This is a genomic window from Gordonia sp. L191, assembly GCF_030077625.1.
Taxonomy (GTDB): domain Bacteria; phylum Actinomycetota; class Actinomycetes; order Mycobacteriales; family Mycobacteriaceae; genus Gordonia; species Gordonia polyisoprenivorans_A.
The window spans coordinates 4,777,747-4,802,254 of record NZ_CP125996.1; the positions used below are offsets into that span (position 1 = coordinate 4,777,747).

Consider the following 24,508-nt stretch of genomic DNA (forward strand, 5'->3'; position numbering starts at 1 on the left):
TCATGAACAACCTGCATCGCGAACTCGCGCCCATCTCCACCGCGGCGTGGGAGGCGATCGAAGAAGAGGCGACCCGCTCGTTCAAGCGCAATAGCGCCGGGCGTCGGATCGTCGACGTCAAGGGCCCCCTCGGGCTCGAGGCGTCGTCGGTCACCCGCGGGCATCGATCCAAGATCGACTCCCCCGCCGACGGCATCCTCGCCTTCCAGCGCCATGTGCAGCCGCTCGTCGAACTGAAGGTTCCGTTCACCGTGACCCGCGAGGCCATCGACGACGTCGACCGCGGCGCCGAGGACTCCGACTGGGACCCGGTCGTCGACGCCGCGCGCCAACTCGCGCTCGCCGAGGATCAAGCGATCTTCGAAGGCTATGCAGCCGCAGGGATCTCCGGCATTCGCGCCGAGACCAGCTCCACGCCCATCGCGCTGCCGGAGGACGTCCGCGACTACCCAGAAGCGTTCAGCCAAGCGCTCTCCACCCTCAAACTCGCCTCCATCGACGGCCCGTACTCGATCGCGGTCTCCGCCGACGTCTACAACCTGATCAACGAGACCTCCAACCACGGCTATCCGATCCGCCAGCACATCCAGCGGCTGATCGACGGCGACATCGTGTGGGCGCCTGCGATCTCCGGCGCGTTCGTATTGTCCACCCGCGGCGGCGATTTCGAGCTGACCATCGGTCAGGACGTCTCCATCGGTTACGACTCGCACGACGGCGACACGGTCAACCTCTACTTCCAGGAGTCCTTCACCTACCTCACCTACACCGGCGAGGCGGCGATTGCGTTGACAAAGGGCTGAGGTCGTCGGCGTCCCCCTCCCGATGGTCGAGATGCCCGGCGCCCCGGGCGCCGGACCTTCCCCCCCGATGGTCGAGGTGCGAGCCGCGTGCGGCAAGCCTCGAGACCGATTGCGGCAGAGCTGGAACCTAACCACCGCGGCCCGAATACTCATCGACGCACGGGGTCTCGAGGCTCGTCGCTGGCGCTCCTCGGCACCTCGACCACCGGGAGGGCAAGGGCTGGAACATTCCCGCGGGGGGCGGCCTCAACCACCGAGGGCGGTCTCCCCCGATGGTCGAAGTGAACGCCACCCCAGGCGCCAGGCCCTCCCCTCCGATGGTCGAGGTGCGAGCCGCGTGCGGCAAGCCTCGAGACCGATTGCGGCAGAGCTGAAACCGAACCACCGCGGCCCGAATACTCATCGACGCACGGGGTCTCGAGGCTCGTCGCTGGCGCTCCTCGGCACCTCGACCATCGGGAGGGAAAGGGCTGGAGCATTCCCGCGGGGGCGGCCTCAACCACCGAGGGCGGTTTCCCCCGATGGTCGAGGTGCGAGCCACGGGCGGCGAGCGTCGAGACCCCCTGCGTCAGCGCTGGATTCGGACCCCGCGGCGCGAACGTCGAAGCCGTTCAGACGTCTCCTCGAGCAAACCCCGACAACAGTTGCGGTGTTGCCGAGTCGAATCCGACGACGTCGAGCATTCCGGCATCGCTCGGATCTGCGATCGTGAAACCCGTTGACGTCATGCCGACGACGACCAGCTTCGCGTTCGGATTCACCTCACGCCGGTACTGCGCAAGCGCCTGATGCGGATGAATCGGGCCGGCCCACGACTCGTTGTCGGTGTAGATCGAGAAGACGTCGACGTGGGTCTTGGTCTCCCGTGCCCATCGGATCGGCAACGCGCAGTCCGTGCCACCGAACGGCAGTCCGGAGATGGTGCGCAGCACGTCGTCGAGTCGCTGACGAGAACTGATCGGCAGCGGTGTGAGCTCCGTGCCACCACCGAACCCACTTCGGCCGGTCGCCGAGGTGAATCCCATCATCATGTACTCCGGCTCGGTCGCCGCGGTCACCAACGCCAACGCCGCCGACGCCTCGCGGCACGTGATCGGCATTCCCGAGATCGGCGCGCCCATCGAGCCCGACACGTCGAGGCCCAGCAAGTGCGTTCTACCCGAAGGCTCGACGGCACCGAAGGCCGCGTAGAACGCCGCGTCGAGCGCATCGACCACTCCGCGCGTCGGTGTCCACGAGCTGTTGCCGCGCGCCGAGTGGCCCGACGCGTACGTGCGCTGAGCCACCAGGACAGTGAGCGGATGCACACGCCCCGTGCGCAGCCGGTCCGGATCGGCGAGCAGCGCCGCCACCTCCGGCGTCCGAACACCCGTCGCCGGCAGCAAACCCATGCGGGTCAGCCGCGGAAGCTGACGCATCAACGCAGTAGGGGGAATACCGTTGTCCAGCAGAGCTTCCCAGACCTCCGGATCGCCGAGCGACTCGTCCGGCAGCATGTCCCACGACAGGCCGTACTGCGCAACGAGAGCCGCGGCTCGGTGCGGCTCCGACTGCGCCTTCTCGTATCCCTCGACAATGCGCGGGACACCCTCGGCGCGGCCGTGGGTGATGTAGTCGAACAACGCGCGACGCTGCGCATCGTCGGTGACCGGGTGCGCCAGGCGCAGCAGGTCACGATGTGACCAGCCCTCGCGGCTCCGGTACTTCACGGCCTGGTAGGCCACGGAGTCGACGGCCTTGCCCAGATACGACTGACCCACCGCGCGTCGCAGACCCCTTCCCCACCCACGGAACTGCTCGACGTAGGTGGCGAACAGAAACAGATGAGTGCCGGTACGTGCGACGTCGGGCAACGCGGCGAGCGCTGCACGGCGACCGGCGTCGTCGGCAAGCGATGCCGCAGCGGCGAGCGCGAAGATCGCCTGAGTGTTCTTCGGCGCACGCCCACTCTGGGAGATCGAAACGATCTCACGGACGAGGGTGCCGGCGTCGTTCCGCGCGAAATCCATGACGACAGCGGCATTCTCCTTGGTGAGATCGGCCGCGCTCGTGTAGTACGTACCGCCCTCGGTACCGAGGATCAAGAATCGACGGAGTCGCGCAACCGGTGTCACCTCGAAGGTTTGACCGCCGGCACTGTTGGCCACCTGACGGGAATCGCTCTTGTCGAGCTGACTGGTGCGGCGCGTACCGACCGTGCTGAGAACATCCATCCTTGACTCCTGAATAACCATGGCACAGAACGAAGGTCGCGGACATGTCATCTCCGACCGGGATGATCATCCGCAGTGATAACCGACCGGAATCCGGCCCGCGACCTTCTGACGTTCTGCGAGAGCGGGCATGTTGCGCCGACCGGGTTTCGCTGCTCTACCCGTTGAGCTACACCACCCGGAGGTGATGGTGGGACTCGAACCCACAACCTGCCCGTTATGAGTGGTAACCGATCGACTCCGGCCCGCTCTCGGCGCCAAGCGTAGAGCACCGAAATGCGGCAGCGCCAGCGATTATTCAGTGTCCCCCGTCTGTAGGGTCAGTCCGCGCAGCAGTGCCCCTTCGGCCCGGAGGGGACGCCGAGCGAGGGATTCCGGTCGAAGAAGCCCACCGGCTTGAGCTTGAATCCGGCGTAGTCCACCGGCATCACCGGCCAGTCCTCGGGCCGCGGGAAGTGGGTGAGTCCGAAGGTGTGCCACAGCACGATGTCCTCACCCTCGATGTCGCGGTCGGCGGCGACGTAGGCCGGGAGGCCGGCATCACCCGGATGCTGGTTCACGTAATCTCCAGCCGGATACCGCTGCGCTGCATCGTATTGCGTGACCCAGAGATGCTTGGTGGCGAATGCGGCCCGCTTTGCGATGGAGCTCTGCGGGTCGGCCAGCAAGCTCGGTTGTCCTTCGGGATGCAGGGCATATCCGACGTCTTGGCCGAGCCGGTTCTGCTTGTCGGGGTTGGTGATGTGCCAGACCCGGGCCTTGAGGTTGTCTGCGCTGCGCATGGCCTCGGACTCGGTGTGCAGTGTGGTCTTCTGGGCCCGGAATGCGTTGCCCCACGGGTTGTCCGGCCCGATCGGGACGGGCACCGCATCCACCTCGGTGACGGTGTTGCGGTTGCCGTCGACGGCCATGTCGAGTCGCGCCGAGAACAGATGCTGGTGGAACGGCGCACCGAGACCGGGGGCCATCTCGGTGGAGAAGCCATCGGGTCCGCGGTGGGCAGAGGTGAACACGATACCGGTGGCCTTGGCCTCGAGTTCGATGGTGCCGTCGAGGTAGAGGTACCAGTAGAAGCCGTAGTCATAGTTGCCGATGGTGAGGAAGAACGAGATGACGAGTCGTCGGGAGCGTCGGGTCTCGGCCATCCCGTTGAACATGTCGGTGTGCTTCCACAACACGCCGTAGTCCTCCTCGTGCAGGCAGATCGCGTTCTTCATGACCCGCGGGTTGCCCTGTTCGTCGGCGATGGTCACGTCGAAGTAGGTGATGTCGCCGAGGCAATCACAACCGAGTTCGAGAGCGTTGGTATAGCGACCGAACAGATACTCGCCTTGATCGAAGTAGTTCTGCCAGTACCGAACCGGTGACGGATCGGCGTAGGGGACCACCATCTCGGCGATCGACGCCCGATAGATGACCGGACGCTGCTCGTTGCCATCGCGCACCGAGAGCTGGTGCAGGGTCAGGCCCTCACGGATGTCGAATCCGAAGCGGAAAGTCCAGTCCGCCCAGCTGATCTGGTTTCCCTCCACGGCGAAGCTCGGACCCTCGGGCTGGGTGATCTCGATCGGCTTGAGGTCGGTACGGGTCGGCACGGCATGCGGGGCCGCATCCCACTCGCCGCGCTCGGCGGGCACCGGCAAGGTGATCTCGTCGATCACCTTGAGCACCTGACGGCCGGTGAGATCAACACAGGCGACGACGCCGTCGATCGGATGCGCCCACGGCAGGTCGGCCTGGTCGGACTGATAGAACGCGAGGACTCGGACGATCCGGTGACCGACCTCGTCCTCGTGGCCGAAGACACCCGCCGACAACGGGACCGCGCGCACGTTGGCCGGCTCGAGGCCGCGCTTGCTCATCGCGGCCAGCCAGTCGTCGGAAGCGAGGAGATAGGCCTCGATGTCCTCGAACTCCTCGTCCAGAATCGGCACCTGCCCCTCGGTCGCGGCGTCGATCATGGTGCGCTCGAGCACTTTTGCCTCGGTCAACGACACCAGCAGGCTGCTGCCCGTCCCGGTCTCGCGGTCGAGGAGGAGCACCCGGGCCTGCCGGACGATGTCATCGCCCGCCCGGTAGGCGAGTACGACATCCTTGGCGGGTTCGTCGAGGGTCACGAACACGAAGCGGGTGTGCTCACTCAGCAGCCCGGCATCGTCGACGATGCCGCGGACCGCGGTGATCTCGGCAGCCGACAGCGGGGTCAACGGATGGTCGGGGCCGGTCTGGCCGATCATCTCGGGGGCGGTGGTGACAGCAGTACTCATGAGTGGTTCTCCTTCGAATAGTTTTGTGCAGTAACCATATTCAGAATTAGCGATATTGAGCGGTGGTGGGATTCAGTTGTCGGCCGAGGTGAGGTGATGGGCGGCGTGCGGCCTGGTCACCGCGACCATCGCGCCGGCAGCGAAGGCCGCGACCAGCAGGACGGCGATGATGACGGCGAGGGTGTCCGAACCGCCGACGAGCAACGGGAGATTCAGCGCGGTCAGCACGAGCAGCGCGGCGAGACCGAGCAGGCCGAGTCCGGGCGCGATGAGGGTCTGCCACGGCCGGGTGTCCTTGCGGGTGCGTCGGAAGTAGACGATCACCGCGGCCGAGGTCAGCGTCATCAGGGCGACGATGCCCACCGATGACACCCCCGCGTACCACGCGAACACCTGGGTGACCGGGTCGAGGCCGCCGAGCGCGGACGCGACCACCAGCACGACCGCCGTCGTGGTCTGCACGACCGAGGCGATGTGCGGTGAGGCGTGACGGGCGTGCGAACGACCGCACGCCGACGGCAGGGCGCCGCTGTTGCCGAGCGAGTGGATGTAGCGGGCGAGGACGTTGTGGAACGACAGGATGGCCGCGAACAGGCTGGTCACCAGCAGGGTCTGGACGAGATCACCGGCGGCGGATCCGACGTAGCGGACGGCGGTCTCGGTGATCATGCCCTCCGGGTTGTCGGTGGCCATCTTGATCGCCTCGGTGTCACCCCACGCGCTGACCATCAGCCAGCTGCTCACCGCGTAGAAGGCGCCGATGATCAGCAGTGCGCAGTACGTCGCGCGGGGAATGGTGCGGGCCGGGTCGCGCGCTTCGTCGCGGAAGACCGCGGTGGCCTCGAATCCTATGTACCCGGCGAGCGCGAAGATCAGTGCGATGCCGGGGGCACCGTGGAAGAACGCCGACGGCGAGAGTGCCGTCGTCGACAGGCCGTGGGCTCCGCCACCATGCCCGAGGACCGACAGGTTGATGACCATCACGATGCCGACCTCGCAGACCAGCAGAACGCCGAGGACCTTGCCGGACAGTTCGATGTGGCGGTAGCCGAGGGTCGCGACGACGACGAGGATGGCGAGCCCGTACACGTACCAGGGCACCGACGGTCCCCCGTGGGACGTGACGAGTTCGTTGATGGCGGCACCGATGTATCCGTAGACGGCACCTTGCACCGCCGTGTACGAGAGCAGGGCGAGGAATGCGGCGCCGAGGCCTGCATGCCGGCCGAGTCCGTGAGCGACGTAGGTGTAGAACGCGCCGGCGCCGGGGATGTGTCGGGCCATGGCGGTGAAGCCGACCGCGAAGAGCAGCAGAACGACCGTGCAGATCACATACGAGGCGGGGTACGCCGCACCGTTGCCGGCCGAGATACCGAGCGGCACAGTACCAACGATCACGGTCAACGGTGCTGCCGCCGCGATCACCATGAAGACGATCGCGGTGGTCCCGAGTCGGCCGGTGAGTGTGCGGGCCGCGGTCGCGGGCGGCGCCGCCGAGGAAGCCTTGGTGGTCATGTCTGTACGTCGTCCTTCGCTACAGAAGAGAATCGATTGTTATTGCCGGAGATCATCGTGGTCGCATCCGCTTGCCGTGGTGTTGCCCATCGGTAAGAATTGCGCGATCACCAATGAGAAAGCACGCGTGAACCATTCTCATTTCGCGCAACAGTGAATTCACGTGAGGAATTCACGTCGGTGAGTCGATTGCCGAGAGTGCCGTCAGTCGGTCAGTGCGACATGTCCGGGAGGCGATCTCGCCCGACGACAGGCTCTGTGCATCCGGCGGGTCCGCACCGGTCTTCGCACCACAGAGCGGGTGTCGAGTGACTCACGAGCTGACCCTACGCCCGCGATATGACCTGTGTCACCATGGATTCTGAATGGGTATTTCCGGGAGCCGGTATTCTCATTTGAGACCGCTGACACCCGCATCGCCAGACCACGAATACACATTGATCACGCTGGCCGAACCTGCGAAAACCCGTCAAATGAGAATCGCCGGACCGGATGGTTCTCATTTGAACTCCGAACAGAATTCATCGTCGAAATGATGAGCCGACGCGCCCGATGGGCTACGTTGCGTTGTGGTGCGGGGTCGCGCGGAAGCAGGTGAGGCGATGGACAACCATGAGGGCATTCGGAGTCGGTCACCGGTCGCCGGTCTCCCGCGAGGCCGACTGTCGTTCGTCGAGGTCCTCGGTCAGTCGGTGGCCGCGGTGGCCCCGTCGGCCGTCATGGTCACCGTCCCGGTGCTCATCCTCCCCGCCGCGGGCCACGCGACGGTGCCGGTGTTCGTCGCGACCACCTTCTTGTTTCTCGCGGTGGGCTACTGCATCACCCAGTTCTCCACACGCATGGTCGCGGTCAGCGGCATCTACAGCTACACGGTCAAGGGCCTCGGCCCCGGTGCGGGAGTGTTCGCCGGCTGGTCGGTGATGATCGGTTACGCCGGCGCCGCGATGGCCAGCACCTTGGGAGCGGGCGCCTACCTGGCCGCACTCCTGAACCGGGTGGGCGTGCGCGACAGTCCGCTGATCGTCGCCCTCCTCACCTTGGCGGTCGGCGCGGTGGCACTCGCACTGATGATCCGCGGCATCAAGCTGTCCGCACGGATCTCCCTGGCGATCGAGATGTTCGCGGTCGTCGCCGCCGCGGTGGTCCTGACGGTCCTCGCGGCGCGCGGCGGATCGACGCCGGCGGCGTCGTCGGATGTGCACGATGCACCCGGCTTCGCACTTCTGTTGGCCACCACGGCCTTCGTCGGATTCGAGAGCGCGACGACGGTGGCGCGGGAGGCCAAGCGGCCGTTCGAGACCGTCACCCGCGCCGTGCGGTGGTCACCGCTGGCCCTGGGCGTGCTCTACGTTTTCGCCGCCGTCGCCCAATCGGGCCATCAGGTGGCGGGCGGCAACGCCGCACCAATCGTGCTGAGTCTGCCCGGATCCGACGGCCCGGGATCGACGGTGTTGTCGGTGGTGCTGGAACTCGGTATCACCGCTTCCTGGTTCGCCTGCGTGATCGGATCGTGCACGGCACTGTCGCGCACGCTGTTCGCGATGGGCCGGGAGGGCGTGCTCCCACCGGCATTGGGCAAGACGCACAAACGTTTTCGGACCCCGTCCGTCGCACTGCTGGCATCGGTTCCGGTGATCACCGTGGTCCCCGTGGTGTATCTGCTCGTCGTCGGCTCCGCGCGATCGACACTGATCGGATTGCTCGCGGTGTCGGCGCACGGCTACATCTGCGCTTATCTCCTGGTGTGCGTCGGGGCGCCGGTGTTCCTGCGTCGCATCGGGGAGCCGGGACGACTGCCCACGATCATCGGGATCGGTACTGCCACAGCCTTTGTCGGGATCATCGTGTGGGCGGCGCTGACCATCGACGCCCCGGTGTGGATTGCGACCATCACCTACGCGGTGCTGGTGGCAGCCGGTATGGCGATCTTCCTCATTCGACGCCGCATCGAGCCAGGGCTGCCCGAACAGGTCGGGGTATTCGACGAGACCACCGCCGATCAGGTCCTCAACGACTACGACCCGTGGCAGGTGTTGCGATGAGCCCGGGCGGGACGAGTCTGTCCGGTCGTCAGCCGAAAGCGGTGCAGAGCGCGCTGCGCGTCCTCGAGGAAGTGGCGCGATCCGGCGTCGGCGTGACCGCCAAGGACCTGTCCGATCGCCTGGACATTCCGTCGGCGACGATCTACCGGCTGCTGAATCTGCTCGTCGCAGAAGGGTTTGTGGTGCGGATGCCGGATTTGTCCGGATTTGCGCTCGGCCCGCGCACCGGCGCGCTGGTGGACGCCACCCTGATCCCGCGCGTCTGTACCGCGGCGCGGGAAGTGCTCGCCGAATTCCGGTTGTCCATCCGGTTCGGCGCGCATCTCTACTACTTCACCAACACCTCGGTGCGGGCGGCCGACCTCGACACCGAGTTCCCGCCGGCGGCCGACGAGCGGACACTCAACACCTATCTACATGCCAGCGCCATCGGAAAACTGCTGCTCGGCGAGAAGGCCGACGTGAACGACGTGGTCACCTTCCCGCTCACCGCGATCACCTCCCGTACGCCGACCACCCGCGACGCGCTGGCCGACCAGTTGGCAGCCGTGGCCCGCGACGGCTTCGCGCTGCAGGTCGGCGAACTCGATCCCGACCGCGCGTGCATCGCGGTCGGCGTCCGATCACCGGGCGGAACGCTTGTCGCCGCGTTGGCACTCTCGGGTCGCGCCGACCAAGCCGAGATCATGACGCGGCAGGTGCCGGCGATGACCGAGTACGCCACGCGACTGGCGCCGCTGCTGGCGTGAACAGCGGCTGATCCACACGCTTGGCGCATCCGATCACCCCGCCCTCCGGGTTGCGGCCGCCGGGACAAACCGTTCGCCGAGAGAACGTCCCGTTGCTACCGTCAATCAGGTGATCGCCCCATGCTGACCCGTCTGATCCGGACCTACCTGTCCCGCTACCCCGCGCACATCACCGCGGTGATCCTGCTGCAACTCGTGGCGACGGTGGCCATGCTGTATCTGCCGACGCTCAACGCCGACATCATCGACAAGGGCGTCGCCAAGGGCGACACCGGCTACATCCTGCGGATCGGCGCGTGGATGCTGGCAGTGACCTTCGTGCAGATCGTGTGCACGCTGATCGCCCAGTATTTCGGGGCGCGGGCCGCACTCGGCGCCGGCCGCGACATCCGCCACGATCTGCTGCACCGCGTCAACTCCTTCTCCGCACGCGAGGTCGGCACCTTCGGCGCACCGTCGCTGATCACCCGCACCACCAACGACGTGCAGCAGGTGCAACTTCTCCTCGTGATGAGCACCGCCATCCTCGTGATGGCACCGATCATGTGTATCGGCGGCATCGTCATGGGCGTCCATGTGGCGCCGGGATTGTCGTGGGTGCTGCTGATCGCTGTGCCGATCCTCGGCATCACGATGGGCTTCATCATCGCCCGGATGATCCCCGGCTTCCGCGCCATGCAGGAGCGCCTCGACGCCATCAACCGCATCATGCGTGAGCAGATCACCGGTATCCGCGTGGTGCGGGCGTTCGTGCGCGAACGCCATGAGATGCAACGGTTTTCCGTCGCCAATGACCAGTTGAGTGACGCGTCGCTGCGGGTGGGCCGGATGATGGCCCTGATGTTCCCGTCGGTCACTGTGATCACCAACGTGACGATCGTCGCGATCATCTGGTTCGGCGGTCATGCGGTCTCCGACGGCAGCGCCCAGATCGGTGCGCTGACGGCGATGATGAGCTACGTCATGCAGATCATGATGTCGGTGATGATGGCGTCGTTCCTGGCGATGATGGCGCCGCGGGCCGCGGTGTGTGCCGAGCGCATCTGCGAGGTCCTCGACACCGAGACGTCGGTGGTGCCGTCGAGTACCCCGGTCGGGTTCGCCGGCGATCCCGCCTCCGTGGCGTTCGACGCCGCACAGTTCCGGTACCCGGGAGCCGACGAGAACGTGTTGTCCGACATCACCTTCGACGTGCGTCCGGGTACCACCACCGCCGTCGTCGGGTCCACCGGCTCGGGCAAGACCACGCTGCTCGGTCTGGTCCCCCGACTCATCGACGTCACCGAGGGCGCGGTGCGCGTCGGCGGCACCGACGTCCGCGAGCTCGATCCCGATGAGTTGCGGTCGGTGATCGGGCTCGTTCCGCAACGGCCCTACCTGTTCTCCGGGACGGTGGCCACCAATGTCCGGCACGGCAAACCCGACGCCACCGACGAGGAGGTGTGGGCGGCACTGGAGATCGCGCAGGCAACCGATTTCGTCTCCGCGATGCCCCAGCAACTCGACACCCCGATCGCACAGGGCGGCACCACCGTCTCGGGCGGACAGCGCCAGCGTCTGGCTATCGCGCGGGCATTGCTCCGGCGGCCGTCGGTGTATCTGTTCGACGACTCGTTCTCCGCACTCGACCTGACCACCGACGCGAAACTGCGTGCCGCCCTTCGGCCCGCGACCGCCGATACCGCGGTGATCATCGTGGCCCAACGCATCTCGACCATCGTCGACGCCGACCAGATCGTCGTCCTCGACCGCGGCCACGTCGTCGGTCTCGGTACCCACGACGAATTGCTCACCTCCTGCGAGACCTACGCCGAGATCGCGCGTTCGCAGCTGTCGATCGGAGAACCCGCATGACCCGCCCCGCAGGCGGCCCGGGTCCCGGCCGCGGCCCGATGGCCGCCGGCCCCGTCCTGGAGAAGCCCAAGTCGTTCGGTCCGTCGATGAAACGTCTTGTGCGCCTGCTGATGGCCTATCGGTGGCGCATGGCGACGGTGCTGACCGCCATCGTCGGGTCGGTCATCCTCCTCGCGGCGGCACCACGCATTCTGGGCCACGCCACCGATCTCATCTTCGACGGTGCGATCGGCAAGGCGTTGCCGTCGGGCATCACCAAGGAGCAGGCCGTCGAGGGGTTGCGTGCGCGCGGGCAGGGCACCTTCGCCGACATGGTGTCGGCGATGAATCTGACCCCGGGTGTCGGGATCGACTTCACCACCGTCGCCTGGACGCTGCTGATCGTGCTGATCTGCTACGTGGCGTCATCCTTGTTGTCGTGGTTGGCGTTCCGGATTCTCAACGTCATCGTGGTCAACACGGTGCGCGAGTTGCGCGCCGAGATCGAGCAGAAGGTGCATCGGCTTCCGCTGCGCTATTACGACACCACCCCGCGCGGTGACCTGCTGAGCCGGGTGACCAACGACCTCGACAACCTGTCACAGGGCTTGCAGCAGACCATTTCCCAGTTCGTGAACTCGGTGCTGACGGTCATCGCACTCTTGGTGGTGATGATCTGGATCTCGCCGCTGCTGGCGCTGATCGCGGTGGTGACGGTCCCGCTGGCGGTGGCCACGACGACGATCATCGCCCGAAGGTCCAAGCCGCACTTCATCTCCCAGTGGTCCTCGACGGGAAAGCTCAACTCCCAGATCGAGGAGGCGTTCACCGGGCACGAACTGGTCAAGGTGTTCGGTCGGCAACGCGAGGTCGAGCAGACCTTCGACGAACGCAACGAGAAGCTCTATCAGTCGAGTTGGCGTGCGCAGTTCATCTCGGGCATGGTCATGCCGACCATCATGTTCCTGGGCAACCTCAACTACGTGGCCGTCGCCGTGGTAGGCGGCCTGCGGGTGGCGTCGGGATCGCTGAGTCTCGGTGAGGTGCAGGCGTTCATCCAGTACTCGCGACAGTTCACCCAGCCGCTCACCCAGATCGGCTCGATGATCAACCTGATGCAGAGCAGCGTCGCCTCGGCTGAGCGGATCTTCGAGATCCTCGATGCCGAGGAACAGACCCCCGATCCGGCGCAGCCGCTGAGTCCGTCGGAGGACAAGGGCCGCATCGAGTTCGACGACGTCGCGTTCCGTTATCTGCTGGACAAGCCCCTGATCGAGGACCTGTCGCTGGTGGCGCGTCCCGGGCACATGGTCGCGATCGTCGGACCCACCGGCGCGGGCAAGACGACGCTGGTGAATCTGATCATGCGGTTCTACGACGTCGACTCCGGGCAGATCCGCCTCGACGGTGTGGAGACCCGCGCGATGACGCGCGACGACCTGCGTGAGCGAACCGGGATGGTGCTCCAGGATTCGTGGCTGTTCGGCGGGACCATCTACGACAACATCGCCTACGGCGACCCGACCGCCAGCCGCGAGGAGGTCATGGCCGCGGCGATGACCAGCCACGTCGATCACTTCGTCCGCATCTTGCCCGACGGCTACGACACCGTCCTCGACGACGAGGGTGGTGGCGTGAGTGCCGGTGAGCGACAGCTCATCACGATCGCCCGTGCCTTCCTCGCGCGGCCGACGATCCTGATCCTCGACGAGGCGACCAGTTCGGTGGACACCCGCACCGAGCTGCTGATCCAGCAGGCCATGGCCAACCTGCGGGCCGATCGCACCAGTTTTGTGATCGCCCATCGCCTTTCGACGATCCGCGACGCCGACACCATCATCGTCATGGAGGACGGGCACATCGTCGAGCAGGGTAATCACGAGGAGCTGCTGGCCGCCCAGGGCGCCTACTGTCGCCTCTACCGCAGCCAGTTCGCGGGCGCGCTGGACACCGACTGATCGAGCCCCGGCCAGAAGACTGCTAGCGCCTCTACAGCCGACTACCAAGAAGCCCCGGTACACAGGATCATCACCGCCGCAACGGATGCGGCGATCCGAAAGACCGAGATGGGGTTTTCATGAAGATTCGTCTGGTGACCATGGGCGTGGGTGGGGCCGCGGTGCTCGCCGCGGTGTTGACGGGCTGCTCGTCGACCGACAGCTCGTCGACGCCGACCAACGCCGCCGCCACGTCCTCGTCGGCGTCGTCGTCGACCTCCACCACCGCGGGCTCGACTCGGGCCACCGAGATGGCGGCATTCGACAAGTGCATGGCCAACAACGGCGTCACCATGCCCGCGCACAACGGGATGCGGCGACGATCCGAGGACGGGACCCCGCCGTCGGGTGCGCCGGCCGGAGCGCCGTCGGGTGCGCCCGGCCAGGCACCCGAGGGCGGTTCGGGCGGTACTCCCGCGGCCCGTCAGCACACCATGACGGCGCCCCCGGGGGTCGATCAGGCCACCTGGACCAAGGCGCTGGCCGCGTGCAAGTCGCTGGAACCGACCCGGCGTACCCAGCCGACCTCGTGACCGACCGGCTGCGGGGCCCATCCGGGGCCCCGCGGCCCGGTCAGGATTGGCCGCGCTCCAATTCGCCTGCAATGCCGCGTTCGAGTTGTTCGGCGGCGGGCGTCGGCACGTCGATGAGGCCGTCGAGCTCGGCTCGAGCCTTGCGGTAGGCGGCCTGCCGCTCGGCCGGGGTGGCTGCGGCGTCGGCGGCGACGGAGATGAGTTTGCGTGCGCGGTCCAGGGATTCGCGCTCGATGGGCGAGAAGTCCGATTGTTTGCGGCGTCGCGCCTCACGCTCGGCGGCGTCGAAGGACGCGGCATAGACACCGACGGCGTCGCGGTACTCGGCGAAGGTCTCCGGATCGAGGGTTTCACCGGGTGCGGGTCGCATGTCGTCGGCGCGCACCTTGGCCTGATGAAAGGCCAGGGTGAGCGGTTCACGCATGTCGATGAGCATCGGGAACTCGATGAGCGTCGCGAGGTCGAGTTCGTAGGCGAACCATTTCTCGTTGATCTCGTCGTGTCGTTGGAGAACCTTGGTCACCTGGGCCTTGTCGGCACGGGTGCTGCGCAGTTCCTCGGCCTTGGCGGTCGCCTTGATGCGCGCGAGTTCGATCTTGTCGCGTCTGCGCTTCTCGTTGTATCGGGCGACGTGGTTGGCCCAGCCGCCGACGATGCCGCCGACCGGGAAGATCAGCCACCAGTAGTCGCCCGCGAAGTGGAGGAATTGGTCCACGTCACAACCTTACCGGCGAATGGCCCCCTGGAAGGGGAGAGCGGACAGCCGACCCCGACGCCCCGGAACTGCGTAGGGTTCCAGGGTGTGGCTTGTGTTCTGGCGCAACGGCTTGGATGACGAGCGGACCCGACTTACAGATCCGGGATCGGCAAGTCGAGGTTGGGTGTGACGATGCCGCCGTCGACCTCGATGATCTTGCCGGTCAGGTACGCGCCGGCGGGCGAGGCGAGATACACAGCGGCCGCGGCGACGTCGGCGGGGTCCCCGAGTCGGTGGAGGGGCGTCGCACCCTCGATGGTGGTGCGCATGGTCTCGTCGGCGGCGACGATGTCGAGGGCCGAGGTGAGGATCGCCCCGGGGGCGATACCGTTGACACGGATGCGCGGATTGAGGTCCATCGCCGCGAGCCGGGTGTAGTGGGCCAGCGCGGCCTTCGCCGTGCCGTACGCGGCATAGGCGCGGCCCGGTGTGCGACCCACCGCCGAGGTGATGTTGATGATCGAGCCGCCGTCGGGGTTGGCCAGCAGATGCGGCACCGACGCCCGCACCAGTGCGTGCGCGCCGGTCACGTTGAACGTGAACGCGTCGGTGAGGTGGTGGGGTTTGGTGTCGAGCAGCGGCCGTGGCAGCGCCCCGCCCACGTTGTTGACGACGGTGTCGAGGCGGCCGAACTCGTCGATCGCCGCCTGCGCCAGGGCGGCGACGGTGTCGGGGTCGGCGAGATCGGCGGCCACGACGTGCGCGCGCCGACCCCGCGCGGCCACCTCGTCGGCGACGGCGTCGAGCTGCTCGGCGGTGCGTGCGCTGATCAGCACGTCGGCGCCCGCCTCGGCGAAGCCGATGGCGATCGCCGCACCGAGTCCGCGGCCCGCGCCGGTGACGATGGCAACGGTGTCGGTCATCCGGAACCTGTCGAGTATCACGACTCGACAATGCCACAGAACTAGAACGTGTTCTAGTGATTGGCGAAGCGGGTGACGTTCTTCCTCGGGAGTTTCGTTCGTCCCCCGGCAATTGCTGAGGGACGAACGAAATGCTTCAGGAAGAACATTCCTCCCCTACCTTTTTGCCCGCTCGATCAGGCCGACGCCCCGGCCACCCAACTCATGTCGGGATAACGTTCTCCCGCCGGACGCAACGCCGAGAGGCGCTCGAGTTGCTCGGCGGTGAGCGTCACCGACAGCGCGCCGATGTTCTCGTCGAGGTAGGTGCGGCGCTTGGTGCCCGGGATCGGTACGACGTCGTCGCCCTGGGCGAGCAGCCAGGCCAGCGCGACCTGCCCGGCCGTCGCGTCGACTTCGCTTGCAACCGATCCGATCTCGTCGACGAGGGCGAGGTTGTGGTCGAGGTTCTCGGCCTGCCAGCGCGGCAAGGTCGCGCGAAAGTCACCCGCGCCGGGTGCGGCGGCGGCCGCCGAGCCGGTGAGCATGCCGCGACCGAGCGGACTGTAGGGCACCACGGTCACACCGAGTTCACGCGCTGCCGGTACGTCGGAGGTCTCGATGTCGCGGCTGAACAGCGACCACTCCGATTGCAGAGCGGCGATCGGATGCACGGCCGACGCTCGCCGGAGGGTGTCGGCGCCCGCCTCACTGAGGCCGAGTTCGCGGACCTTGCCCGCGGCCACGAGGTCGGCCATCGCGCCGACGGTCTCCTCGATCGGCCGAGTCGGGTCCACTCGGTGCAGGTAGTAGAGGTCGATGACGTCGACGCCCAGGCGCTGCAGCGACGCGTCGACACAGCGTCGGACGTAGTCGGGTGAGCCGTCGACACCGCTGGGCAATCCGGTGTCGGGATCGGTGAGAATCCCGAACTTGGTGGCGAGGACGATCTCGTCGCGGCGGTCGGCGAGCACCGTCGACAGCAGCCTCTCGTTGGCGCCGCCGCCGTACATGTCGGCGGTGTCGAGCAGGGTGATCCCGGTGTCGAGAGCGTGGTGCAGGGTGGCGAGTGCTTCGTCCTGGTCGGCCGGGCCGTAGGCGAAACTCATTCCCATACAGCCCAATCCGATGCCGGAGACCTCGAGGGAGCCGATGCGGCGGGGAGCGCGGGGGGTCATGGTTGGGTCCTTCCTCCGTAGGTGGCGATCTTGTATTCGGTGGCCGCGAGGGACAGCGTCAGTTCGGCGATCTGTCTGCGGATGGTGTCGCGGTGTTCGAGCAACATGTCGAGGCGTTCATCGACGGTGTCGTCTCCGGCGTCGACGAGCTCGACGTAGTGCTGGAGATCTCGGATGGCCATGCCGGACAACCGCATCCGGGTCAAGAAGACGAGTCGGCGCATCGCGTCGGCGTCGTAGATCCGGTTGCCGACGGCGTCGCGGGGTACCTCGACGAGCCCGATGCGCTCGTAGTAGCGCAGGGTGTGCGGCGAGACGTCGAGCGCGTCGGCAGCCTGCGCGACGCTCATCGGTTCGGCGATCTCGTCGAGGCCAACGAGGGAGTGGATCACCTCCACCGACAGCGGTCCGTCGAGGCCGCCGAGCGCGTCGAGGGCCTTGCGCATCAGGTGTTCTGTGCTCATGGCAGCAACGCTAGGCCTTTGAGCGCGCTCGAAGGCAAGGCCGAACCTGCACGCTCTTCCGCGGGGTTTTCGTTCTTCCGGCAGAAATCTCTGGGGGAGGAATCGGAAAGTAGGGGAAGAACGGTCTTCCCCTACTCTTGGGCCTCTTGGGCCGCGGCCGGCGACTCAGTAGTCGCGGTCGGCCGACACCGTGGAGATCAACTCCTCCCCGGCGACGAACCGCCGGAGGTTCTCGGCCACCCACGGCGCGAGTTCCCGCGTCAGCCCCGACGACGGGTTCGCGATGTGCGGGGTGATGATGCAGTTGGGCAGCGACCACAGCGGGTCGTCGGCGGCCGGTGGCTCAGGATCGGTGACATCGAGTGCGGCACCGGCGATCTCACCACCGCGCAGTGCCCAATAGAGGGCTTGCTGGTCAACGAGGGGCCCACGGGCGACATTGACGATCCAGCAGTGCGCCGGCAGCGCGGCCAGGCTCTCGGCGTTGATCAGGTGGTGGGTTTCCGGCGTCGACGGCGCCGCGAGCACGACGTGGTCGGTGCGGCGCCACACCTCGTCCATCCGCGACGACGGCAGCGTCTCGTCGGCGCCCTCGACCGGTCGGCCCGACCGGTTGACCGCGAGCACCCGCGCGCCACCGGCCTTGAGTCGCGGCGTCAGCGACACACCGATTCCGCCCGCGCCCACGATCGCCACCGTCGCACCGCGCAACGTGCGCACCGCGGTGTCGATGGGTTCTTTGTCCCAGTGGTCGCGAATCGACGTGTGGATCTGTCGCAGTCCGGTGAGCAGCAGCGCCAGCGCGTGCTCGGCGACGTTCTCGGCGTAGAAGCCCGACGCGTTGGTCCAGGTCCGCTTGTCGTCGAGTACCCCGGCGTTGACGAACCCCTCGATCCCGGCCGTCTTGAGCGCCACCCACTCGACGGCGTCGGGCAGCGCGGGAAAGCCGTCGGGGTCGCCGAGCCAGACCAGCACCCGCGCCTCGTCGAGTCCGACGATTTCTCCGCCCGCCTCCTCGACGGCGGCGACGACGTGCTCGTCACGGGTCGGTTCGACGGCCACCGGCACCCGCGTGGTCACGAGCGCACCTGCGCGATCTCGCGGGCCGCCGAGGTCGCGAGGCGGTCGGCGATCTCGTTGTAGTGATCACCGTTGTGGCCCTTGACCCAGCGCCACTCCACCTGGTGCCGCTTCTCCTCGTCGATCAGGCGCTTCCACAGGTCGGCGTTCTTCACCGGCTTCTTGTCGGCGGTCTTCCAGCCGTTGCGCTGCCAGCCGGCGACCCACTTCATGATGCCGTTGCGCACGTAACTGGAGTCGGTGTAGAGGATCACCGTCGACGGCCGCTTGAGCGCGGCGAGGCCCTCGATCGCCGCCTGCAACTCCATCTTGTTGTTGGTGGTGTCGGGCGCCGAGCCGGAGATCTCCTTCTCGGTGCCCTTGTACCGCAACACCGCTCCCCATCCACCGGGACCCGGATTACCCAGGCAGGCGCCGTCGGTGGAGATCTCCACGACATCGTCGGAACCGGGGGTCGTGTCAGGATCGTTCGCCATTCCTCCGAGATTACGAGACACGCAGCCCCGGGACGAAACGACTAGGGTGGAGACATGCCTGTCTGGGATCCGACGCGCTATCTCCAGTTCGCCGACGCCCGCTCGCGACCGTTTCTCGACCTCATCGCGCGCGTCCCGATCGAGCCCGCCACGATCATCGACCTCGGCTGCGGGCCCGGCCACCTCACCCGCTATCTGCGTGCACGCTGGTCCGACGCGCACATCCTCGGTATCGATTCGTCGGCGGAGATGATCGACGAGGCGCTGCGCTCCAATTCCGATCCCGACGCCAACTACGACGTCCACGACGTCACCACCTGGAAGCCGTACGAGCCGGTCGACCTGATCGTCTCCAACGCGATGTTCCAATGGGTCCCCGACCAGTTCTCGGTGATCGGCGACCTCCTCGACCATCTGACGCCCGGCGGTGCCTTCGCGGTGCAGGTGCCCAACAACGCGAGTTCGGCCACCCACACGTTGCTCGACGAACTCTCCCGCGAGGAGCCCTACGCCGAGCACCTGCACGATGTGCGGCGGCTGCCGACCACCGGTCCGCAGGAGTACCTGGAGTTCTTCGCCGACCGTGGCTACTCCGTCGATGCCTGGGAGACGACCTACCTACACGTCCTCGACGGCGAGGACCCGGTGTTCGAGTGGATTTCCGGGACCGGCGCGCGTCCGTTCCTGCAAGGTCTGCCCGACGACCTCGTCGACGGCTTCACCGACGAGTACAAGGCGCGTCTGCGTGCGGCGTTCCCGTCGCGGCCCTGGGGGACGCCGCTGCCGTTCCGACGGACCTTCGCCGTCGCCTCCCCGCAACCGCACATCTGAACTGCTCAGGTGGCGTGGGCCCCGCTCGGTCGCACCCCGGTGTAGACGCCCTCGGGGCGAAACCGTAGCCGCGGCGCCTGGTATTCCTCGAGCGCATGCGCGATCCAGCCGGCGATCCGTGCCAGCGCGAAGATCGTCTCGGCGGCGTCCGGACGCATCCGGTACCGCAACGCCAGTGCCGCCAGCGCCAGGTCGGAGTTGACGAAGGTCGACGGCCCGACGGCGTCGACGATCGCGGCAACCGCAGGCTGCACGCGTCGATCACCACCACCGCTGCGCGCCAGCATCTCCAGCAGCACCGTCGCCCGGGGGTCGCTGGCCCGGTAGATCACGTGGCCGGTCCCGGGGATCGGGGTGTCGGCATAGAGGGCGTCGGCGATGGCCGCGGTCGGGTCGTCGAGGGCGTCCGCGAGGAATCGGTAGGCCAATGTGGTTGCGCCACCGTGCATCGGGCCGTCGAAGGCACCGAGTCCGGCGCCGATGACGGCGTAGACGCTGCCCCGTGCGCTGGCCGCGACCCGCGCGGCGACGGTGCCTGCGGCCAGGTCGTGGTCGGCGAGCGCGACCAATGCCGCGTTGAGTACCTTGACCGCGCGAGGTGTCGCGGGCTCGTCGGTCAGGCGTGGCCACAGTCGTTGTGCCAGTGAACCTTCCGCTTCTCCAGGAGCCAGTGAGTCGACGGCGGTGAGGAGAACGCGGGTGGCCTTCTCGGTGACGGCGCCGGGTTCGATGTGATGGCGCAACGGGTCTCGAGCCCCGAGCAGGTCGACGGTAAGCCGGATCCGGTCCAGCCCGCGCGAGTTGGTTCCGGCGACACGTCGCACCGCGGCTCCGATTCCCCGCGCGGGCGCGGTCTCGGCATCGTTCCACGGTTCGCCCCAGAGCAATTGGGCGACGTCCTCATAGCTCGTCGTGCGGGCGAGGTCGGCGACGTCGCGACCACGATAGTGCAGCCAATCGTCGTGCAGATATGTCAGCTGGGTGCGGATGCGTTCGGCGACCCCGGCCGGCGGCCGATGCCGCGAGCCCTGCAGGAGTCCGTCGACCTCGTCGACGGCGAACATGCTGCCGTCGTATCCCGCGATGCGGGAACTGTGCAGGCGCCCGCGACTGACATAGGCATAGACGGTGGAGAGCTTGACGCCCAACACCTTTGCGACCTGCTGAGTGGTCAGGTAGTCGCGCCCGTCGTGACGGATGGGCGTCGGGAATCGGCGGGTGTGCGCGCGGGTCACACATTGATTGAATCAACATTGACCACACTGCTCAACCTCGCCACCCTGAAAGCACCGAGCCGCTGCCGGAGCGGACTCCAGCCACCGTCAGGAGTTGTGATGACCGAACCAGTGATCGCCCCGCCGGGACTGCACGACCTCGTCGTCGCCGACACCGAGATCGGTGACGTGCGTGGCGCCGAGGGCTTCTATCACTACCGCCAGTACTCGGCGATCGAGTTGGCGCGCACCCGCTCATTCGAGGAGGTGTGGTTCCTGTTCCTATACGGCCATCTGCCGAGTGCCGCCGAACTCGACGACTTCGTCGAGGTGGTGCACCGGATGTCGGTGCTGCCGCCCGAGGTCGGGGGCATCCTCACCGCGGCGGCGCTGCTCGGCGGTGAGCGGGACTCGTTGTCGGGGCTGCGCACCGTGCTCTCGGCGGCGGGCAGCGCCACCGGGGTCCGGCCGCTCTGGGACAGCGATGACGAACAGCGCCGCACCGACGCCATCCGGGTGGCCGCCCTCACCCCGACGATCCTCGGTGCGCTCGCCCGCATCCGCGCCGGTGAGGAGCCGCTGCAGCCGCGCCGCGACCTGTCCGCGGCGGCCAACTGGCTGTACCTGATCTCCGGTCGGGAGCCGACACAGGAGCACGTGCGGGCCATCGAGCACTATCTGATCGCCACGATCGACCACGGTTTTAACGCATCGACGTTCACCGCCCGGGTCATCGCCTCCACCGGCGCCGACGTCGTCGCGGCGGTGTGCGGAGCCATCGGTTCGTTCTCGGGGCCGCTGCACGGTGGTGCACCCGACCGCGCACTCGATGCGCTGGACGAGATCGCCGCGTTCGGCGACCCCGCCGAGTGGGCCCGTCGTCAGGTCGAGGAACACCGGCGCATCATGGGATTCGGGCACGCCGTCTATCGCACGGCTGATCCGCGCGCAATGATGTTGCGCGACATCGCCGGTGAACTCGGCGGACCCCTCGTCGAGCAGGCCATCGCCGCCGAGGCAGCCATCACCGAGGTCCTGGCGCAGGCCCACCCCGATCAGCCGCGGTACGCCAACGTCGAGTTCTATGCCGGTGTGGTGATGGAATGCTGCGGCGTGCCGCGGTCGATGTTCACGCCGACCTTCGCGGTCAGTCGGGTCGTGGGTTGGTGTGCGAACATCCTCGAGCAAGCCCGCTCTCGCAAGATCATCCGGCCCGCCGCACGGTATATCGGTCCGCCCCCGGCCGAACCCGCCGCCGTGCCAGACTGATCGCATGGCACGACCGGTCTTTCTCATCCGCGCGATCAACGTCGGGGGCGCGAAACTACCGATGGCGGAATTGCGCGCCATGGCAACCGAACTCGGTGCCACCGAGGTGACGACCCATATCGCGTCCGGCAATCTGATCTGCACGCCACCCGACTCCGCCGACGACTTCGCACGTGCACTCGAGGCCACCATCGAGGAACGTTACGGCTTCTCCCGTGAGGTGATCGCCCGGTCGGCGACGCAACTGCGCGACGCACTCGAGGCCTACCCGTTCGAAGCAAGCGACGAGAAGTTTGCGCATATCTATTTCTTGACCGGTGAACCCGATACCGCCAAGGCAGAAGCCTTCGTGGCCAAGGACTTCGGTGCCGACGATCTCGCGGTCATCGGCAGCGACCTGCACATTCACTACGCGGCGGGGGTCGCCGGCAGCACACTGAGCGCGCCAAAGATCGCTCGGGGTCTCGGGGTGACGGGGACCGGACGCAACCTGCGGACGGTGCGCACACTGGTCGATCTCGCCGAGGCCTGAACCCAGCGGCGCCGATCAGACGCGCAGCAGTGCCAACGATCAGACGCGCAGCAGTGCCGCCGGTCAGACGCGCAGCAGTGCCGCGGTGACGGCTTCGATGTCCTCGCGTTGCTTCTCGAACGGCGCTTCCCACAGTTTGCGGGGCAGCTCCTCGAGTTGTTCGACCACGCCCTCGAGCTGTTGCAGGCGGTCGGTCTTGTCGTCGCCGTCGAGATCGGCCGCCGCGATCAGCTGATCGTCGAGGGCGAAGACGGCGTCGTCGAGCCGGTCGCGGTCGGCCAGAGTCGCCTTGTCGTGCGGGATCGCCGGATTCTGGTGCACGTCGGCGATCGCGTAACGAACCCGGCGGTGCAGCAACGCCTCCGGCGAGGTCGCCGTCGTCCAGTTGTCGGGGGCGCGGCTCGGTTTGCCCGGGATCAGTTCGGTCGACCGCGCGAACGCCCGGACCCGCTTGTCGGAATCCCAGGCGAACCAGATCGCGCCGATCAGGATGAACAGTGCGACGAAAACGATGACGCCGATGACAACGATCGCGATGGCCGACATAGTGCGACCTTAGCCCAGTCCCGTCCCAACGCTGCGCGGCTGCGGCACCGCCAGACGGGACCACGTCATGCGAGCGGCTCCGGCGCGTGCGCGGCGCGGACCGCCGCGACGTTGACACGGGTGAGCACCCGGTGCAGGTCCTCGAGGTCGGCGAGGTCCACCCCGAGGGCGTCGACGACCGCCGGCGGGATCGTCAGCGCCTGCTCGCGCAGCGCCCACCCGGTGTCGGTGAGTGCGATGTCGACATTGCGTTCGTCGTCGTCACGGCGGCGGCGTTGGATCAGCCCGTTGGTCTCCAGCCGCTTCAGCAGCGGCGAGAGCGTCGCCGAATCGAGTTGCAGCACCGCGCCGAGGTCCTTGACCGCGCGGGGCGAGGACTCCCACAGCGCGAGCATCACCAGGTATTGCGGGTGGGTCAGGCCGAGGGGCTCGAGCAGTCGGCGATAGATGCGCAGGACCGATCGGTTGGCGATGGCCAGGGCGAAACACACCTGTCGCTCCAGCAGCAACGGGTTCTCGCCGAGGTCCGGTACGGCGACCGCCTCCGCTTCGCCGATTGTCGCTTCCGCCATGTCCCTCCACCCGATGACTCCACTGATGCCTCACATGGTAGGCCCGGCGGCCGGGGGCGGTCCGCTCGACGGTTTGCCCGCCACCCAGTCCTCGATGGTCAGTCCCCACTTGCCGAAGCGGTCGTCGAAACCGTCGGCGCGCGTGGCGGCCCGTGCCTTCTTGGCCGGTGAATAGTGACGGCCGGCCCACCGAGAGTGCGGCCGGGCCAAACGGATCGCGCCGATCCAGCCGACCGGCGGAATGAACGCGCCGACCGCGGCGGTCGAGTACTTGCCCTTCTCGACGCACACCAGGACGCAGGCGATGTGGATCGGCAGCACCACCAGCACGCCCCAATTCCCGTGCAGCTGTGCGTTGTCCGCGGCGGTGGTGTCGTCGAACGGATTGACGCCCAACGCCAACAGCCCGAGAACAGCCGTGGTCAGCGAGACCACCTGTACCGAGAGTTGGCCCTCGGTGCTCCAGTAGACATCGCCGAGGTGCAGGATCAAGGCGAACTCATCGAGGACCAGGCTCGCGCCGACACCGATGAGGACCGCGGCGATCAGCGCGCCCGGACGATGGCCGGCAACGGTCACCGACATCACCGCACCGACCAACAACAACACCAGCCCCGGCACGGCGTGGTGGATGTGCACGCCGCCGCGCACATTGTTGTGGAAGGGCCCTCGACCGGCGCGGATCAACCGCGTGATGGTGCGGGTGATGACAAAGGTCAGCAGGAACGCGAGGAACAGCAACGACAGCGGCAACCGACCCGAATGCCAGAAGGTGTCGACGGCGCTCACGGCAGC

General features: G+C 67.2%; 22 protein-coding genes. 9 read left to right on the plus strand and 13 right to left on the minus strand.

The window, feature by feature from the left end; genetic code table 11:
- The first annotated feature begins 2 nt into the window (after positions 1-2).
- Positions 3-803: a family 1 encapsulin nanocompartment shell protein gene (locus tag QNM97_RS21565; RefSeq protein ID WP_283820255.1), complete on the plus strand. Its 801-nt coding sequence runs from the start codon at positions 3-5 to the stop codon at positions 801-803.
- A gap of 611 nt (positions 804-1,414) precedes the next feature.
- Here QNM97_RS21565 and QNM97_RS21570 read toward each other — a convergent pair.
- The 3 genes from QNM97_RS21570 to QNM97_RS21580 form a co-directional block, all read right to left on the minus strand.
- The gene (locus QNM97_RS21570) at positions 1,415-3,016 is read right to left on the minus strand and encodes a TROVE domain-containing protein (protein WP_283820256.1); all 1,602 of its coding nucleotides are present in this window, start codon (positions 3,014-3,016) and stop codon (positions 1,415-1,417) included.
- A 320-nt stretch (positions 3,017-3,336) separates the two neighbouring features.
- Positions 3,337-5,283: a primary-amine oxidase gene (locus QNM97_RS21575; protein WP_283820257.1), complete on the minus strand. Its 1,947-nt coding sequence runs from the start codon at positions 5,281-5,283 to the stop codon at positions 3,337-3,339.
- Positions 5,284-5,355: 72 nt separating this feature from the next.
- Positions 5,356-6,798: an APC family permease gene (locus QNM97_RS21580; RefSeq protein WP_283820258.1), complete on the minus strand. Its 1,443-nt coding sequence runs from the start codon at positions 6,796-6,798 to the stop codon at positions 5,356-5,358.
- A 602-nt stretch (positions 6,799-7,400) separates the two neighbouring features.
- On the opposite strand from QNM97_RS21580, the gene QNM97_RS21585 reads away from it, so the two are divergent.
- The 5 genes from QNM97_RS21585 to QNM97_RS21605 all read left to right on the plus strand — a co-directional run bounded on the left by QNM97_RS21585 (position 7,401) and on the right by QNM97_RS21605 (position 13,952).
- Positions 7,401-8,840 carry an APC family permease gene (locus QNM97_RS21585; RefSeq protein WP_283820259.1) on the plus strand — a complete coding sequence of 480 codons (1,440 nt, stop codon included), beginning with the start codon at positions 7,401-7,403 and terminating at the stop codon, positions 8,838-8,840.
- Entirely contained in the window at positions 8,837-9,589 is a 753-nt protein-coding gene (locus QNM97_RS21590) for an IclR family transcriptional regulator (protein ID WP_283820260.1), read from the plus strand. Before QNM97_RS21585 ends, QNM97_RS21590 begins: the two co-directional genes overlap by 4 nt.
- Positions 9,590-9,709: 120 nt before the next feature.
- A complete protein-coding gene (locus tag QNM97_RS21595; protein WP_283820261.1) occupies positions 9,710-11,443 on the plus strand; it encodes an ABC transporter ATP-binding protein in 1,734 nt (577 codons plus the stop codon).
- Positions 11,440-13,380, plus strand: coding sequence for an ABC transporter ATP-binding protein (locus QNM97_RS21600; RefSeq protein WP_283820262.1), 1,941 nt, complete (start codon positions 11,440-11,442; stop codon positions 13,378-13,380). The genes QNM97_RS21595 and QNM97_RS21600 overlap by 4 nt, the downstream gene beginning before the upstream one ends.
- A 119-nt stretch (positions 13,381-13,499) precedes the next feature.
- Positions 13,500-13,952 (plus strand): hypothetical protein, encoded by a 453-nt coding sequence (locus QNM97_RS21605; RefSeq protein ID WP_283820263.1) that lies wholly within the window; start codon positions 13,500-13,502, stop codon positions 13,950-13,952.
- A gap of 40 nt (positions 13,953-13,992) precedes the next feature.
- On the opposite strand, the gene QNM97_RS21610 is transcribed toward QNM97_RS21605, so the two are convergent.
- From QNM97_RS21610 to rnhA, 6 genes are all read right to left on the minus strand, one after another.
- Positions 13,993-14,667, minus strand: a complete 675-nt coding sequence (locus QNM97_RS21610) for a hypothetical protein (protein ID WP_283820264.1) — start codon at positions 14,665-14,667, stop codon at positions 13,993-13,995.
- A 134-nt stretch (positions 14,668-14,801) separates the two neighbouring features.
- On the minus strand, positions 14,802-15,593 hold the full coding sequence (locus QNM97_RS21615; RefSeq protein WP_283820265.1) for an SDR family oxidoreductase: 792 nt from the start codon (positions 15,591-15,593) through the stop codon (positions 14,802-14,804).
- Between the two features lie 155 nt (positions 15,594-15,748).
- Positions 15,749-16,729, minus strand: coding sequence for an aldo/keto reductase (locus QNM97_RS21620; RefSeq protein ID WP_283820266.1), 981 nt, complete (start codon positions 16,727-16,729; stop codon positions 15,749-15,751).
- Positions 16,726-17,193, minus strand: a complete 468-nt coding sequence (locus tag QNM97_RS21625) for a MerR family transcriptional regulator (protein WP_283820267.1) — start codon at positions 17,191-17,193, stop codon at positions 16,726-16,728. Before QNM97_RS21625 ends, QNM97_RS21620 begins: the two co-directional genes overlap by 4 nt.
- Positions 17,194-17,358: 165 nt before the next feature.
- Positions 17,359-18,273 carry a D-isomer specific 2-hydroxyacid dehydrogenase family protein gene (locus tag QNM97_RS21630; protein WP_283820268.1) on the minus strand — a complete coding sequence of 305 codons (915 nt, stop codon included), beginning with the start codon at positions 18,271-18,273 and terminating at the stop codon, positions 17,359-17,361.
- Positions 18,270-18,749 carry a ribonuclease HI gene (gene rnhA, locus QNM97_RS21635; protein WP_006369298.1) on the minus strand — a complete coding sequence of 160 codons (480 nt, stop codon included), beginning with the start codon at positions 18,747-18,749 and terminating at the stop codon, positions 18,270-18,272. Before rnhA ends, QNM97_RS21630 begins: the two co-directional genes overlap by 4 nt.
- A 54-nt stretch (positions 18,750-18,803) precedes the next feature.
- Between rnhA and QNM97_RS21640 the strand changes: the two genes are divergently transcribed.
- Complete coding sequence (locus QNM97_RS21640; RefSeq protein WP_283820269.1) at positions 18,804-19,580, plus strand: methyltransferase domain-containing protein; 777 nt, start codon at positions 18,804-18,806, stop codon at positions 19,578-19,580.
- A gap of 5 nt (positions 19,581-19,585) precedes the next feature.
- On the opposite strand, the gene QNM97_RS21645 is transcribed toward QNM97_RS21640, so the two are convergent.
- Positions 19,586-20,815 (minus strand): citrate synthase, encoded by a 1,230-nt coding sequence (locus QNM97_RS21645; protein WP_283820270.1) that lies wholly within the window; start codon positions 20,813-20,815, stop codon positions 19,586-19,588.
- Between the two features lie 99 nt (positions 20,816-20,914).
- On the opposite strand from QNM97_RS21645, the gene QNM97_RS21650 reads away from it, so the two are divergent.
- Positions 20,915-22,063 (plus strand): citrate/2-methylcitrate synthase, encoded by a 1,149-nt coding sequence (locus tag QNM97_RS21650; RefSeq protein ID WP_283820271.1) that lies wholly within the window; start codon positions 20,915-20,917, stop codon positions 22,061-22,063.
- A 4-nt stretch (positions 22,064-22,067) separates the two neighbouring features.
- A complete protein-coding gene (locus QNM97_RS21655; protein ID WP_283820272.1) occupies positions 22,068-22,595 on the plus strand; it encodes a DUF1697 domain-containing protein in 528 nt (175 codons plus the stop codon).
- 63 nt (positions 22,596-22,658) lie between these two features.
- Here QNM97_RS21655 and QNM97_RS21660 read toward each other — a convergent pair whose 3' ends face one another.
- The 3 genes from QNM97_RS21660 to QNM97_RS21670 all read right to left on the minus strand — a co-directional run bounded on the left by QNM97_RS21660 (position 22,659) and on the right by QNM97_RS21670 (position 24,502).
- Positions 22,659-23,141, minus strand: coding sequence for a hypothetical protein (locus tag QNM97_RS21660; protein ID WP_283820273.1), 483 nt, complete (start codon positions 23,139-23,141; stop codon positions 22,659-22,661).
- Positions 23,142-23,206: 65 nt separating this feature from the next.
- Positions 23,207-23,713, minus strand: coding sequence for a MarR family winged helix-turn-helix transcriptional regulator (locus QNM97_RS21665; protein WP_283820274.1), 507 nt, complete (start codon positions 23,711-23,713; stop codon positions 23,207-23,209).
- Between the two features lie 30 nt (positions 23,714-23,743).
- Entirely contained in the window at positions 23,744-24,502 is a 759-nt protein-coding gene (locus QNM97_RS21670; RefSeq protein ID WP_283820275.1) for a hypothetical protein, read from the minus strand.
- Positions 24,503-24,508: the final 6 nt, after the last annotated feature.

Excerpts from the sequence above, each read along its gene's own strand:
- QNM97_RS21580 (WP_283820258.1), bottom strand. The coding sequence starts at position 6,798 with ATGACCACCAAGGCTTCCTCGGCGGCGCCGCCCGCGACCGCGGCCCGC.
- QNM97_RS21655 (WP_283820272.1), top strand. The coding sequence starts at position 22,068 with ATGGCACGACCGGTCTTTCTCATCCGCGCGATCAACGTCGGGGGCGCG.
- QNM97_RS21625 (WP_283820267.1), bottom strand. The coding sequence starts at position 17,193 with ATGAGCACAGAACACCTGATGCGCAAGGCCCTCGACGCGCTCGGCGGC.
- QNM97_RS21585 (WP_283820259.1), top strand. The coding sequence starts at position 7,401 with ATGGACAACCATGAGGGCATTCGGAGTCGGTCACCGGTCGCCGGTCTC.
- rnhA (WP_006369298.1), bottom strand. The coding sequence starts at position 18,749 with ATGGCGAACGATCCTGACACGACCCCCGGTTCCGACGATGTCGTGGAG.
- QNM97_RS21570 (WP_283820256.1), bottom strand. The coding sequence starts at position 3,016 with ATGGATGTTCTCAGCACGGTCGGTACGCGCCGCACCAGTCAGCTCGAC.
- QNM97_RS21665 (WP_283820274.1), bottom strand. The coding sequence starts at position 23,713 with ATGGCGGAAGCGACAATCGGCGAAGCGGAGGCGGTCGCCGTACCGGAC.
- QNM97_RS21605 (WP_283820263.1), top strand. The coding sequence starts at position 13,500 with ATGAAGATTCGTCTGGTGACCATGGGCGTGGGTGGGGCCGCGGTGCTC.
- QNM97_RS21595 (WP_283820261.1), top strand. The coding sequence starts at position 9,710 with ATGCTGACCCGTCTGATCCGGACCTACCTGTCCCGCTACCCCGCGCAC.
- QNM97_RS21640 (WP_283820269.1), top strand. The coding sequence starts at position 18,804 with ATGCCTGTCTGGGATCCGACGCGCTATCTCCAGTTCGCCGACGCCCGC.
- QNM97_RS21660 (WP_283820273.1), bottom strand. The coding sequence starts at position 23,141 with ATGTCGGCCATCGCGATCGTTGTCATCGGCGTCATCGTTTTCGTCGCA.
- QNM97_RS21620 (WP_283820266.1), bottom strand. The coding sequence starts at position 16,729 with ATGACCCCCCGCGCTCCCCGCCGCATCGGCTCCCTCGAGGTCTCCGGC.
- QNM97_RS21600 (WP_283820262.1), top strand. The coding sequence starts at position 11,440 with ATGACCCGCCCCGCAGGCGGCCCGGGTCCCGGCCGCGGCCCGATGGCC.
- QNM97_RS21575 (WP_283820257.1), bottom strand. The coding sequence starts at position 5,283 with ATGAGTACTGCTGTCACCACCGCCCCCGAGATGATCGGCCAGACCGGC.
- QNM97_RS21650 (WP_283820271.1), top strand. The coding sequence starts at position 20,915 with ATGACCGAACCAGTGATCGCCCCGCCGGGACTGCACGACCTCGTCGTC.
- QNM97_RS21565 (WP_283820255.1), top strand. The coding sequence starts at position 3 with ATGAACAACCTGCATCGCGAACTCGCGCCCATCTCCACCGCGGCGTGG.
- QNM97_RS21590 (WP_283820260.1), top strand. The coding sequence starts at position 8,837 with ATGAGCCCGGGCGGGACGAGTCTGTCCGGTCGTCAGCCGAAAGCGGTG.